Origin of the sequence: Chryseobacterium sp. 2TAF14 (assembly GCF_052115105.1) — a bacterium.
Lineage (GTDB): Bacteria > Bacteroidota > Bacteroidia > Flavobacteriales > Weeksellaceae > Chryseobacterium.
Genome location: NZ_JBFRGA010000050.1, coordinates 1 through 13981 on the forward strand (window position 1 = coordinate 1; position 13981 = coordinate 13981).

General features: G+C 35.1%; 13 protein-coding genes, 1 tRNA gene and 1 pseudogene. 9 read left to right on the forward strand and 6 right to left on the reverse strand.

What is annotated here, in order from left to right; translation table 11 throughout:
• A pseudogene (locus AB4Y90_RS07690) lies at nt 1-141 on the reverse strand (o-succinylbenzoate synthase); the annotation flags it as partial.
• Nucleotides 142-1158, reverse strand: a complete 1017-nt coding sequence (gene fbp, locus AB4Y90_RS07695; protein WP_441556825.1) for a class 1 fructose-bisphosphatase — start codon at nt 1156-1158, stop codon at nt 142-144.
• 318 nt (nt 1159-1476) lie between these two features.
• Between fbp and AB4Y90_RS07700 the strand changes: the two genes are divergently transcribed.
• From AB4Y90_RS07700 to AB4Y90_RS07725, 6 genes are all read left to right on the forward strand, one after another.
• Nucleotides 1477-2715 (forward strand): aspartate kinase, encoded by a 1239-nt coding sequence (locus AB4Y90_RS07700; RefSeq protein ID WP_441556826.1) that lies wholly within the window; start codon nt 1477-1479, stop codon nt 2713-2715.
• Between the two features lie 23 nt (nt 2716-2738).
• Nucleotides 2739-4580, forward strand: coding sequence for a lysophospholipid acyltransferase family protein (locus AB4Y90_RS07705; protein ID WP_441556827.1), 1842 nt, complete (start codon nt 2739-2741; stop codon nt 4578-4580).
• 92 nt (nt 4581-4672) lie between these two features.
• Nucleotides 4673-4745: transfer RNA gene (locus tag AB4Y90_RS07710), tRNA-Phe, on the forward strand.
• A gap of 111 nt (nt 4746-4856) precedes the next feature.
• Entirely contained in the window at nt 4857-6035 is a 1179-nt protein-coding gene (locus tag AB4Y90_RS07715; protein ID WP_441556828.1) for a thioredoxin family protein, read from the forward strand.
• Between the two features lie 11 nt (nt 6036-6046).
• Nucleotides 6047-6697, forward strand: coding sequence for a DUF3575 domain-containing protein (locus AB4Y90_RS07720; protein WP_441556829.1), 651 nt, complete (start codon nt 6047-6049; stop codon nt 6695-6697).
• A 1-nt stretch (nt 6698) separates the two neighbouring features.
• Nucleotides 6699-6905 (forward strand): hypothetical protein, encoded by a 207-nt coding sequence (locus tag AB4Y90_RS07725; protein WP_441556830.1) that lies wholly within the window; start codon nt 6699-6701, stop codon nt 6903-6905.
• 99 nt (nt 6906-7004) lie between these two features.
• Here AB4Y90_RS07725 and AB4Y90_RS07730 read toward each other — a convergent pair whose 3' ends face one another.
• Nucleotides 7005-8201 carry an exo-beta-N-acetylmuramidase NamZ family protein gene (locus tag AB4Y90_RS07730; protein ID WP_441556831.1) on the reverse strand — a complete coding sequence of 399 codons (1197 nt, stop codon included), beginning with the start codon at nt 8199-8201 and terminating at the stop codon, nt 7005-7007.
• 4 nt (nt 8202-8205) lie between these two features.
• On the opposite strand from AB4Y90_RS07730, the gene AB4Y90_RS07735 reads away from it, so the two are divergent.
• Nucleotides 8206-9435, forward strand: a complete 1230-nt coding sequence (locus AB4Y90_RS07735) for an ABC transporter permease (RefSeq protein WP_441556832.1) — start codon at nt 8206-8208, stop codon at nt 9433-9435.
• 214 nt (nt 9436-9649) lie between these two features.
• Nucleotides 9650-10633: a PLP-dependent cysteine synthase family protein gene (locus tag AB4Y90_RS07740; protein WP_441556833.1), complete on the forward strand. Its 984-nt coding sequence runs from the start codon at nt 9650-9652 to the stop codon at nt 10631-10633.
• 216 nt (nt 10634-10849) lie between these two features.
• On the opposite strand, the gene AB4Y90_RS07745 is transcribed toward AB4Y90_RS07740, so the two are convergent.
• Genes AB4Y90_RS07745 through AB4Y90_RS07755 form a run of 3 tightly spaced genes read right to left on the reverse strand, consistent with a single transcriptional unit; the run spans nt 10850 to nt 12637 of the window.
• On the reverse strand, nt 10850-11386 hold the full coding sequence (locus AB4Y90_RS07745; protein ID WP_441556834.1) for a hypothetical protein: 537 nt from the start codon (nt 11384-11386) through the stop codon (nt 10850-10852).
• 30 nt (nt 11387-11416) lie between these two features.
• A complete protein-coding gene (locus AB4Y90_RS07750; RefSeq protein ID WP_441556835.1) occupies nt 11417-11719 on the reverse strand; it encodes a chaperone modulator CbpM in 303 nt (100 codons plus the stop codon).
• A gap of 3 nt (nt 11720-11722) precedes the next feature.
• On the reverse strand, nt 11723-12637 hold the full coding sequence (locus AB4Y90_RS07755) for a DnaJ C-terminal domain-containing protein (RefSeq protein ID WP_441556836.1): 915 nt from the start codon (nt 12635-12637) through the stop codon (nt 11723-11725).
• Nucleotides 12638-12727: 90 nt separating this feature from the next.
• Here AB4Y90_RS07755 and AB4Y90_RS07760 point away from each other — a divergent pair, with 90 nt between their 5' ends.
• Entirely contained in the window at nt 12728-13927 is a 1200-nt protein-coding gene (locus AB4Y90_RS07760; protein ID WP_441556837.1) for a dicarboxylate/amino acid:cation symporter, read from the forward strand.
• Nucleotides 13928-13981 lie beyond the last annotated feature (54 nt).

Genomic DNA, 13981 nt, shown 5'->3' on the forward strand with positions numbered 1-13981 from the left:
GAATATTGCACACTCTCCTATTCCTTTTTTTTCTTTTTCAAAAATTTCAAGAATATAGGTTTCTTTTTCATGCAAAACGCCGCGAGATGTTCCACCCGGGCGTTTGAATTCTAATAAATATCTGTAATATTTTGCTGTCATTTATTTTACGCTATCGATTCGCATAAATTCTTCTGCTTTTTCCACCATATCAATGCTACCGCAGAAAAAAGGTATTCTTTGGTGAAGTTCTGTTGGCTCCACTTCCAGGATTCTTCTAAAACCGTCTGTTGCTTTTCCACCGGCTTGCTCTGCCAAAAACGCCATCGGATTACATTCGTATAACAACCTCAGTTTTCCGTTTGGAGCCTGTGAATAAGATGGATAAATATAGATTCCACCTTTCAGCATATTCCTATGAAAATCAGCTACTAATGAACCGATATATCTTGAAGTGTAAGGTCGGTCTCCTTCTTCCATCTGACAATATTTAAGGTAATTTTTAACTCCCTGAGGAAATTTAATATAATTTCCTTCATTAATTGAATAGATTTTACCCGATTTTGGGAATGTCATGTTAGGATGAGAAAGATAATAAGTTCCCAGTGAAGGATCTAAAGTAAATCCGTTAACGCCATTTCCGGTGGTGTAAACAATCATTGTAGAAGATCCGTAAATAACATATCCTGCAGCGATCTGATTAACACCTTTCTGTAAAAAATCTTCCAGTTGTACAGGAGTTCCAGGCTCGGTAACTCTTCTGTAAATGGAGAAAATTGTTCCCACAGAAACATTTACATCAATGTTTGAAGAACCGTCTAAAGGATCGATTAAAACTACATATTTGCTTAAATGCCCGTTTTCTCCGCATTTAATATCAATAAAATCGTCGTTCTCTTCAGAAGCAATTCCGCAGACAACTTCTCTTTGAGAAAGAGCCGTGATAAAAATATCGTTTGCAATTACATCAAGCTTTTGCTGCTCTTCACCCTGAATATTCTGATTTCCGGCAGCTCCTGCAATATCTACAATCCCTGCTTTGTTTACCTCTCTGTTTACGACTTTGGATGCCAGTCTTATAGCACTTAAAAGACGTGAAAATTCACCTGTTGAATACTGAAAATCATCCTGCTTATCAATTAAAAATTCACCTAAAGTCTGTAATGGTTGCTCTGACATTTTTATGTTTTTTTACTTTACCGCCAAATTTCGTAAATTTTATCACATTAAAAAACATTTTCTCACAAAAGACCTTACACCTTATTAATCAACACTATACAAACTCATCAGATAAGATACAGGCTCAAGTAATGATAATAATTTTCACCAAATCTTCACTTAAAGGGCAAATATTTCCTGTACTTTACCGCAATTTTAATTAAATCTTAATTCAAACCAGGTCTATCGCTATTTCATATCTCATCGTAATTGCATAATTTTGACATCCGAAAAAAAACAAATGTTTTTATATCGAACAATTTTATTTTTAACAATTTAATGAAAATTTTCAAGTTTGGAGGTGCATCGGTAAAGGATGCCGAAAGTGTAAAAAATGTATCTATGGTTCTTCAAAGCCAGGGTTTTGAAAAATGTCTGCTTGTAATTTCAGCAATGGGTAAAACAACCAATGAGCTGGAAAAAGTAGTAGAACTGTATTTTAAGAAAGACAACTATCAAACTGAAATAGAGAATATAAAACAGAAGCACATTGAAATAGCTAAGGGGCTTTTCTCGGAAGATCATGCAGTTTTTGCAGAAATCAATCTGTTTTTTGATGATATTGTTTCGTTTTTAAGAAGAAACAAATCTCCCAACTATAATTTTGTCTACGATCAGGTGGTAAGCTGCGGAGAAATGATCTCTACAAAAATCGTAAGCGAATATCTGAATGACATACAATTTACCAATCAGTGGCTTGATGCAAGAGATTATATAAAAACCGACGATTCTTACAGAGACGGTGTGGTAAACTGGCAAAAAACAGAGGAGTTTATATCAAACTTAAATCCTGATATTTGCTATGTAACTCAGGGTTTCATCGGGTCTGATGACAACAACTTCACAGTAACTTTAGGAAGAGAAGGCTCAGATTATTCTGCTGCAATTTTTGCGTACTGCCTTAATGCAACTGCAATGACGATCTGGAAAGACGTTCCTGGAGTAATGACCGGTGACCCGAGAATTTTTAAAGATGTTACCCTTTTATCTAATATTTCTTACGAAGAAGCTATAGAAATGGCTTATTTCGGAGCAAGCGTGATTCACCCAAAAACATTGCAGCCGCTTCAGCAAAAAAACATTCCTTTTTATGTAAAATCATTTGTAGATCCTACAAAAGAAGGAACTAAAGTGGGCATTTCAGAAAAAAATCAAAACGAAGAATCTTATATTTTAAAAGGCAATCAGATGTTACTTAAAATTTCTACGAGAGATTTCTCCTTCATCGCAGAAGATCACATGAGCTTGATTTTCAATAATTTAGCTAAATACAAAATCAAAGTTTCTTTGATGCAGAATTCTGCAATTTCATTAGCATTGTGTCTTGAAGATAAATTCGTTAAAATTGAGGAACTGAATAATGAACTTCAGAAAATTTTTAAAACAGAAATTATAAAAAATGTATCTTTATTTACTGTAAGAAATGCAAAAATGGAGAACATCGACAAATTTTACCAGGAAAAAAGTGTATTATTGGAACAGATTTCAAAAAATACGCTTCAAATGGTAACGCTTTAAAATAAATCCCGACTAAACACAACATGAGCTTAATATCGAAAAATGATTTAATCAAGGCTTCCGGCTTGCATAAAATAGGGTTCCTAAAAAATCCTGTGGCATCTGCTGTTATGAGCATTGCAAAAATAAATGAAGTCAACAGACTTTATGATAAGCTGAAAGACAAAGAGGGTAAAGATTTTTTCGATTCTTTCGTGAGAGAAAGAAATTTGAGCTATATCGCTTTTGAAGAAGACTTAGCAAAAATACCGAAAACCGGCCCTTTTATATTGGTTTCCAATCATCCGCTTGGTGCGATCGACGGAATTCTGATGTGCAAAATTCTTTCAGAAGTGCGACCGGATTTTAAAGTGATGGGAAATTTTCTTTTAGAAAAAATAAAACCCATTGAACCGTTTGTGATTGCTGTAAACCCTTTTGAAGGACGAAAAGAAATCAGAAACAGCGCTACCGGAATGCGTGAAACATTGAAGCATCTTGAAAATGGTGGCTGCGTAGGAATTTTTCCTGCAGGAGAAGTTTCGAACAAAAATAATCCTTACGGAGAAATTCTCGACAGAGAATGGGAAAAACCTGCTTTAAAGCTTATCAGAATGGCAAAAGTACCAGTCGTTCCTATGTATTTTCATGCTAAAAACAGTACGCTTTTTTATCAGGTAGCCAAGATTCATCCAAATTTGCAAACCATCATGCTTCCTGCGGAAATGATGAATGACCGTGAAAAGCCGATCCGTATCAGAATAGGGAAACCTATTACAGTAAAAGTAATGGATGAGATGGAAAATATTGAGGAACTGGGGGAGTTTCTGAAACGTAAGGTTTATATGATGAAATCTTATTATGAAAAAAGAAAATCTCTTGCGCAGGCTATTAATCTCAAAAATTTATATGTAAAATTCCCTTTGTTAAAAGAGGAAAACATTGTACAGAATATCATAGACGAAACTCCGAAAGAAGATATCATAAAAGACATCAATAAACTGAGAGGCACAGATAAAATGCTTTTCAGCAATGGAAATTATGAAATCTACTTCACTCCTTATGAGCAGATTCCTTCTGTAATGAGGGAAATAGGAAGGCAGAGAGAACTTACTTTCCGGGCTGTAGGTGAAGGAAGCAACCTTCCTTTTGACCTTGATGAATACGACAAACATTATCATCACTTGTTTTTGTGGGACAATGCTGCAGAAAAACTTGCAGGAGCTTACAGAATGGCTTTAGGAAGAGATGTCATGAAAAAGTTTGGAATCAAAGGCTTTTACACGAGTTCTCTTTTTGAATTTGAACAGGACATTCATCCGTTTTTCAAGAAAGTAATTGAAATGGGACGTGCTTATATCTGTGAAGAATATCAGCAAAAACCGCTACCTTTATTCCTTTTGTGGCGCGGAATTGTACATGTTTGCTTAAGAAATCCTGATCATAAATTTTTGATGGGAGGCGTAAGTATTTCTAATAAATTTTCAGAGTTCTCTAAATCTTTGATGATTGAGTTTATGCGTTCAAATTATTATGACTCTGCTGTAGCTCAATACATTACACCGAGAAACGATTTTAAAGTAAAGCTTAGAGATCGTGATAAAAATTTATTTTTAGATGAAATGGAATCCGATTTGAATAAATTAGATAAAATCATCGATGATCTGGAACCTGAACTAAGAATGCCTGTTCTGATTAAAAAATACATCAAGCAAAATGCAAAAGTAATTGCCTTTAATGTTGATCCAAACTTCAATGATGCGATTGACGGGTTGATGTATATCAGAATAAGTGATCTTCCTGAAAGCACGATTAAGCCTGTTTTAGAGGAAATGAGCGAGCAAATAAGAAAAGAGCAGGAAAATAATCAGGCTGAAAATCAGTAGGTTTTAATTTAATGATAAAAAAATTGAATTAATACTTGCTTCATATATCAAAACTTCCTACTTTTGCATCACTTTAAAACAACAAAGTAATTGGTTTCTTAGCTCAGTTGGTAGAGCAATGGATTGAAAATCCATGTGTCCCTGGTTCGATTCCTGGAGAAACCACTTAAACCGCYTTTYAAAGGCGGTTTTTTTGTTTTTAAAATTTGTTGAGAACGTTTCATTACTCATATAATCAAAATTAAGTATCTTCGTTCTTTTAAATTTATGATCAGAATGAAAAAGATTATCTCCGGATTATTTATTTTTATCAATATTCTTATTTTGGCTCAGGAAGAAGGTATTAAGTTTGAACAGAGCAATTTTAAAGATCTTCTCGCTAAAGCAAAAAAGGAAAAAAAACTTGTGTTTATTGATGCTTACGCAGTTTGGTGCGGTCCATGCAAAATGATGGACAAAAACGTCTTCACACAAAAAACGGTAGGAGATTATTTCAATAAAAACTTTGTGAGCTCAAGAATCGATATGGAAAAAGGCGAAGGAAGAGAAATTGCTCAAAAATTTGCAGTAAGATCCTATCCTACTTTTCTTTTTCTAAATGGTGACGGAGACTTGGTTTCCCGAAATTACGGCTACATGGAACCCAGCCTTTTTCTTTCAATGGCACAAGATGTAAATGGCATAAATTCTAAGGAAGGCTCTTCTAAAGAAAGATTTGCCAAAGGTGAAAAAAGTTCTGAATTTTTAATGAATATTATGAAGCTTAACTCTAATTCAGATTACGAGTTTGCTAAGAAAGCTTCTGAAAGGTATTTTGAAAATAAACCGAAAAACGAAGAGTTCACAAAAGATGATGCCGGTTTTTTATTCTATTTCCTTAAATCTTCTGAAGATCCTAATTATAAAACCTTCGTTGCCAGAAAAACTGAAATTCTAAAGTTTTTACCTGAAGAAAATTACAATGAATTTAACAATCAACTTGTCTTAGGAAAAGTGGTTGAAGAATCTATTGATGAGAAAAGTAAAAAAATCAACGATGATTATTTTCTGAAAAAAGCAGAACCTTTAGTTGGAAAAGAAGCCGCCATTACAAAGCTAAACCAGACCAAGCTGGCTTACTACGAACAAAACTCCAATTTTCCTGAATATGAAAAAGCAGCTTTAGAATATTATAAAAACTCTGATACATTTGAGCCGAATGAGCTTTTAAAAGCTGCCTGGATATTTTCAGATCATGTAAAAACACAATCATCTCTGAAAAAAGCTGCAGAATGGGCCGAAAAATCGGTGATGCGCGGTGAGACATCAGAGAATACTTATATTTTAGCTAAAATTTATTTTAATTTAGGAAGTAAAGATTTAGCTAAAAACTTTGCTGAGCAATCTAAAAGCATCGCCAGTCAATCGGGGAAAGATGCAAGTTTAGCACAAGCATTATTAAATCAAATTAAATAAAAACTTACGTTTTGAAATATAAAATTTTTATTGCTGCATTAAGTTTATTTTCAATAATAAATATACATGCACAGGAGAATCAGGCAGAAGAGATTAAACCAGAATCTGAAAAAAGAGTATATATAAAAGGTAATGCTTTATTAATTCCAATTGCTGTAGTCAATGTAGGTATAGAGCATCAGATCAATAAAAAATTCACATTACAAGGTGATGTTTTAATATCTCCGTGGAAATCTTTTGCGGGACATGAATTACAGTATTATTCTGCTTCAGTAGAAGGTAGATATTATTTTAAAGAAGCATTTAATGGTTGGTATTTAGGAGCGAATATTGGTGTTTCGTCTTTTGTTCTGCAAAAATGGAATTATTGGAATAATGATCCGTATCCTAGTAAAAATGAGGAAAATGTTATTTTCACTAAATCAAATCTCTATCAAAAAGGATATTCTTTTTTAGCCGGAGTTACTGCAGGGTATCAATTTAAATTATCCGAAAATTGGAGAATGGATTTATACGGTACAATAGGAACTTCACAGGATTTTTATAAAGGTTATGACAGAGTATCCGGAAAAAGGTATGATGAAAAACCCGACGGCTACAACAGAAGCGGCGAAATAATCCCTTACAGAGGCGGAGTAATGATATCTTACAGACTAAAATAAAATGAAACTATTAGGAAGAAACCATATTATTATATCGGTTATTACATTTGCAATATTGTTCCTGATGAATTATCTCGGAAATCAGGAAGCTGATAAGCTTGAACGCGCACTGATGACAGCTTGTGCAGGAGTTATCGGTCTGTCAATCGGACTTTTTATTTTAAATAAAGGAAAAAACGATAAAAATCCACCCCAGAATTTTGATTGAAAATGATGTAATGTGAATTGTCAATGGTCAATTTTGCTTCGCAAGTCAATTTTAAATTCACGAGCGTAAGCGAATTCACCATTGACAATTCACATTTTATTAGTTTTCATAAACCACATATTTCTTTCTGATTTTTTCAAATTTATCTAAATCTGGTTTCCATGAAGATTTTATTTCTCTTTCAGATTTACCCGAAACAATTTGCTTTCTAAACTCATCACTTCCTGCCAAAGTATCGAAGAAAAGATTTTTCAGGAAGAAATCTTGTTGAGGATTTTTATAATTTTTATACGCTTTGATAAGCCATTCTAAATTGATCTCTCTTAAGTTTTCAGAATAATCCGAAAGATTTTCACCATAACAAAGTTTTCCGTTCAGGAATGGATCTTTAGCTCCGAAGTTTGGTTTTGGAGTAAACTGATAAGGCAAATCTTTTGTCCACGGCGAGCCGTAAACCTGGAACGGAATATCGGTTCCTCGTCCTACAGAAACCTGAGTTCCTTCAAAAAAACACAGGCTTGGATAGAGGTTAATTGATTTATCGTTGGGCAAATTCGGAGAAGGTTTATCTAAAATTGAATAACGCTGCTTCTTGTGATAATTCTTCATTTCAATTAAAGTGTATTTTGCCTGAACTCCGTTTCTCAGCCATTTTTCGCCGTTCACCATTTTCCCGTATTCACCGATGGTTAAACCGTAAACTACAGGAACTTCATGCATTCCTACAAAGCTTTGCCATTTTTTCTTTAAAACCGGTCCGTCAATATATCCGTCATGCGGATTTGGGCGATCCAGAACCATAATTTCAACATTATTTTCAGCTCCGGCTTCCAGCAAATAGGTTAAAGTTGAGATGTAAGTATAAAATCTCAAACCCACATCCTGAATATCGAAAACAACAACATCAATACCTTTTAACTGTTCAGATTTTGGCTTTTTATTATTTCCGTAAAGAGAAACAATCGGAATTCCGGTTTTTACATCAACACCGTTCTTTACTTTTTCTCCCGCATCGGCATCTCCTCTGAAACCATGTTCAGGAGCGAAAATCGTTTTAATTTTAATATTATTTTTAACCAGAAAATCGACAAGATGCGTTTTATCATTCAGCAATCCGGTTTGATTGGTTACAATTCCGATTGTTTTATTTTTAAGAAGCGGAAGATAGAGTTCCGGTCGGTCTGCACCGGTTTTAAAACCATCTTTATCTGAGATTTGAGAATAATATTGGCTGAATACTCCTAAAAAAATTAGGCAAATAAGAACTAATGTTTTAATTTTGAAATTTAAATTCATAAGCTTGAAATTTCCATTATATTTCTCCCGAAAAATAGCGTTTTCCAAAGATAACAAAAATAACCTTTCCCGGGTTATCATCTTCATCGGCAGACTTTCTGTGGCTTTGGGAATCATCGTTTCGCTCATCACCGTTTCCACAGGATTGGGTTCCAAAAAAGCGATCAAAGAAAGATTGGGAGATTTCAGCGGTCACATTACGGTAAGATCTACCAAATCAAATTCGTCGTACAACACTTCGGTTCTTGACAATCAGGGATTGGATATTAAAAATATTAAAGCGCTTCCCGACGTAGCATCTGTTCAGGGATACGCAACGGTAACCGGAATTATGCGTAATGAGCATAGTTTTGCCGGAATTATCTTCAAAGGGGTTAGTAAAGACTTTGACAGTTTGAGGTTTAAGAAATTTCTTACTGCCGGAAAAACTCCTTTTTTAAATGGTGAAGGCTACAACAACGGTGTTGTGATTTCAGAAAAAATAGCCAATGACCTTCATCTGAAAGTGAATGACAGCATTGTTACTGTTTTTTCAAAAGCCGACCAGAAACCTATTTACAGGAATTTTGAAGTGGTAGGAATTTACAAGACAGACATCAAAATGATTGACGATCAGTTTGTAATAGGCGACATTAATCACGTAAGAAGAATTCAGGATATGAAACCCGATGAAATCGGCGGACTGGATGTATTTTTTAAAAATATCAACAATGTAGATGAAGATTTCCCACAGGTTGAAAAATTGATCGGATACAAAAACTACGCAGAAAAAGCAACCGACAAATATCCTCAGATCAATGACTGGATCGGTCTTTTCGACACCAATATCGGTATCATCATTTCTATCATGCTTCTTGTTGTGATTATCAATATCATTATGGTTCTCTTAATTCTTATCATTGAAAGAACCAATTCTATCGRCTTGCTTAAAACTTTAGGCGCTACCAACGGACAGATCAGAGCTACATTTATCAATTACACTTTAATCATTATGGTTCCCGGACTTTTGTGTGGAAACCTTATCGGTTTAGGGCTTTTATTTATGCAAAAGTACACCGGAATTATTAAGCTGAATCCTGAAAACTATTACGTAAGCGTGGTTCCTGTAGATCTTAATCCATGGATGATTATTTCGATCTCGGTAGGAATTTTAATTATTTCAGGGATGGCTTTGGTGATTCCGAGTTATTTGATCAGTAAAATTTCTCCTGTAAAAGCGATTAAGTATAATTAATTGTTAATTGTTAACTGAATTTATATTTTGCCGACAAATCGCTGATAACGCTTGAAAATATTCGCTTAAAATTGATTATTACAAAAAGTCAATATTCAGATTGATTTTTAATAATATTGAAAACTGTATCTTTGCCATGCATAAAAAACAGTATGAAATCGCCTTTTAGACTTTTATTACGAAGACAGGCGATAACATAATAATAAAGCTACATATGAAATACGCAGAAAATATACTCGAAACCATTGGAAATACTCCCCTTGTAAAGCTTAATAAAGTTTTGGGTGAAGATTTCCCGGCATTGGTTTTGGCAAAAGTAGAAACTTTCAACCCCGGAAATTCGGTAAAAGACAGAATGGCGCTGAAAATGATTGAAGATGCCGAAAAAGACGGAAGACTAAAGCCGGGAGGAACCATCATTGAAGGAACTTCAGGAAACACAGGAATGGGATTGGCTTTGGCAGCGATCATCAAAGGCTACAAATGTATTTTTGTAACCAACTCTAAACAGTCAAAAGAGAAATGCGATATCCTTCGTGCTGTTGGAGCCGAGGTAATTGTTTGTCCGACTGACGTAAAACCTACAGATCCGCGTTCTTATTATTCAGTTTCAAAAAGATTGGCAAAAGAGACGGAGAACGGTTGGTACGTAAACCAATACGATAATTTATCAAACAGAGCGGCTCATTATGAATCTACCGCTCCTGAAATTTGGGAACAAACGGAAGGAAAATTGACTCATTTTGTAGTCGGAGCCGGAACGGGCGGAACCATTACAGGATGCGGAAAATTTTTTAAAGAGAAAAATTCTGACATCAAAGTAATCGGAGTCGATACTTATGGTTCTATCTTAAAAGAGATTCACGAAACCGGAGAAATAAATCTAGGAAACGCTTATACTTACATTACTGAAGGCATTGGCGAAGATATTCTTCCTGAAAACTACGATATGTCTGTAATTGATCATTTCGAAAAAGTTACCGATAAAGACGGGGCTGTTTATGCAAGAAAACTGGCAAAAGAAGAAGGTATTTTCTGCGGATATTCTGCGGGAAGCGCAATGGCAGCTTTGGTACAGATGAAAGATAAGTTTACGAAAGATGATGTAATTGTTGTTTTACTTCACGATCACGGTTCAAGATACGTCGCAAAAATCTACAACGACGAATGGATGAAAGAAATGGGTTGGTTAGATTAACCGGCTTTTCATTATAAAACAAAATTCAGGGTGTTTGCTCTGAGTTTTTTTATTTAAAGAAAAATATCAATAATTAAATTCGTGTATTCGTGGCAATTTATTTTATTTCACGCAGATTTATACAGGTTTTATTCTCAATCATCTGAGAAAATCTGTGGCATCTGTGGGAGGTTGAAATCCTTTTTGCCACGAATGCACGAATTTATTTTAAATAATTTATTTCAAAACATTATTCTGCACCGCCTGTTTCAGCAATTCAAAATCTGCTTCCTGCATAGATTTTCTTGGGAACATATAATTGAATTTTCCTTCTAAACCGATAAATTTAGCGTTAATTTCGGCAGCGGTAAATTCTGTCCAAAGGCTGGTTTCTTTATTGTCGTTAAGATTTACCTTAAAAACTTTAGTATTAAATTGAATTTGGTAAATCTTTGTATTTTCAAGAGTTTCTAAGTATTTTACCACTTCTTTTTTCCATTTTGAAACCTTATTGATTGCTAAAGACAGATAGACCGCACAAAGCAGGAAAAGAAAGCTAACAAAATATAAAATCCCGAATTTCTCTTTACTTAAATGATCTTTAAAGTAAAATAAAATCAATAAAATGGCAGCAACTACGATTGTGGTAATCAGTTTTCCCTTCACAATGGGTGAAAAAAAAAGGCTTCCCTGGTCTCCCTGAAGATAGATTTCCTCAAAATCTTTTTTGCTTATGTTTAAATTAATGGTTTTATCATCGTTTATTCTCGCCATATCATGAGTTTTACAGTTTACAAAACTAAATTAAATATCCTCATATTTCTCATTTATCGCCGAAATTTTTTGCATCAATTCACGGTTGATCTGATGTAAATCTTCCATTTTCTGCAGCATATTGTTGATGACTTCCAGACCGGGAAGATTAATCTCCAGATCATAATGCCAATTGGCAAACCTCTCAAATGTGGGGAGATCTTCATACATCAGATACCGGATTTCGTTCTCCGTTTCTATATTCAGCAAACCGTAATCTACCAATTCGTCAAAAAAAGTAATTTCAATATTATAAATCTGTACGAGTTCTTCGCGTGATATTCTTTCATTCATGGTTTAGGAATTTTTAAGTTGTTCAAAAAGTTCTCTCTGCTTGTCTGTAAGATGGGTCGGCAATTTTACATCATAGGTTGCAAACAGATCACCCGATTGCCCTTCTTTTTTATAAACAGGAAAGCCTTTTCCTTTGAGTCTTACCGTTGTTCCGTTTTGGGTTCCGGCTTTTACTTTCAGATTCACACTTCCTTCCAAAGTGTTTACATTAACTTCGCCACCTAAAACTGCGGTGTAAAGATCAATGGTAACTTTAGTTTTCAGATCATCTCCTGCCCTTTCAAAATCAGGATCAGGATTGATGTTAAAAGTAATATATAAATCCCCGTTTGGTCCGCCGTTGGCTCCCGGATTTCCGTGACCTTTCAGTTTAATTTGTTGTCCGTCGTAAACTCCTGCCGGAATTGTGATCCTTACTTTTTTACCATTAATCTCAAAAGTTTGCTGATGCGTTTTTGCTGCATCTTTTAAGTTTAAATTTAATTCTGCATTGACATCCTGTCCCTTAAACTTTCCGGAAGCGCTTCCTCTCGAACTTCTTCCGAAGCCACCTCCTGCTCCGCCAAACATACTTTGGAAAAAATCTGAAAAATCTTCACCTTCGCCAAAACCAGCACCCGAAAATCCACGGCCGTAATTTCCACCTTGATATTGCTGTCTTTGCTGTTGCTGGGCTTTCTCGTATTCTTCTCCGTGCTTCCAGTTTTCGCCGTATTTGTCATATTTGGAACGGTTTTCAGGATTACTGAGTACTTCATTAGCTTCATTCAGCTCTTTAAACTGCCTTTCCGCTTCTTTGTCGTTCGGATTAAGATCCGGATGCAGCTTTCTTGCCTGTTTACGGTACGCYTTTTTAATATCGTCCTGAGTTGCGCTTTTGTCTACGCCTAAAATTTTGTAATAATCTATATAAGCCATAGAAACAATTTTCTTAAAATCAACAAATTTGAGACCGAAATAACCTATTTAAATATTAAAAAATAAATCTATCTTTGATAAAAATCAACCATGAAAGAAGTCTTAAAAAACTATTCGGGAATCATTCTTCTTCTTTTAGGAATCACTGTTGGAAGTTTTATCGGAATCTTTTTACCTCAAGTTGTTTCCTACATCAAACCTTTAGGCGATATTTTTTTAAATCTTCTTTTTGTAAGTGTTGTACCGCTTGTCTTCTTTGCCGTTTCCAATTCTATTGCCTCTCTTCAGCAGGAATCTAAGTTTGGTAAAATTCTTTTGATGATGTCTTTCACCTTCTTGCTTTTTATATTGATTGCTGCGGTTTTTACCATTGGCGCAGTTTATCTTTTCCCGGTCTCATCCATTTCTGGAAGTACAGAGCTGATTGCCGAAGCCGCTAAAGAAGAAAACTGGGGCGAAAGAATCGTCAGCTTTTTTACGGTAGGTGAGTTTACCGAATTGTTTTCCCGCAAAAACATGCTTGCTCTTCTTATTTTTGCTTTCCTTACAGGTTTTGCAGCCAGAAAATCAGGCGAAAGCGGAAAACCTTTCAGGATTTTTATTGCTTCGGGCTATGAAGTAATGAAAGAGCTTCTTTTAATGATTATGAAAATTGCACCCATCGGTTTGGGAGCTTACTTTGCATATCAGGTTGCTACATTAGGACCTCAGCTTTTCGGTTTTTATGCTAAGCCGCTTGGATTATACTACATTGCAGGAATTATTTACTTCTTTGTATTTTTCACGCTTTATGCTTTTATGGCAAACGGAAAAAACGGAATCACAAATTTCTGGAAAAATGCCATTCTTCCAACCTTAACAGCATTGAGTACGTGCAGCAGCTTTGCAACAATGCCGACCAATCTGGTCGCCGCATCGAAGATCGGAATTCCAAATTCTATTGCCAATTTGGTCATTCCGATTGGAACAACGCTGCATAAAAACGGATCGTCGATGTCTTCTATTATTAAAATATATGTGGCTTTTCAGATTATCGGGAGAGATTTTTTTGAGCCGTCAAATCTTTTATTGGCTTTAGGAATCACTGTTTTTGTAAGTATCGTTGCCGGAGGAATTCCAAACGGAGGTTATATTGGTGAAATGCTGATGATTTCTGTTTATAATTTACCACAGGAAGCTATTCCTGCAGTGATCATTATCGGAACATTGGTAGATCCGTTGGCAACAGTTTTGAATGCTGTCGGAGATATTGTGGCAGCAATGTTTGTGAATCGGTTTGTGAAGGTTTGAGTTTGTTTAGACACAAATATTTGCATTAATTTTCCGGAGCCTTCTTCTTCTTGA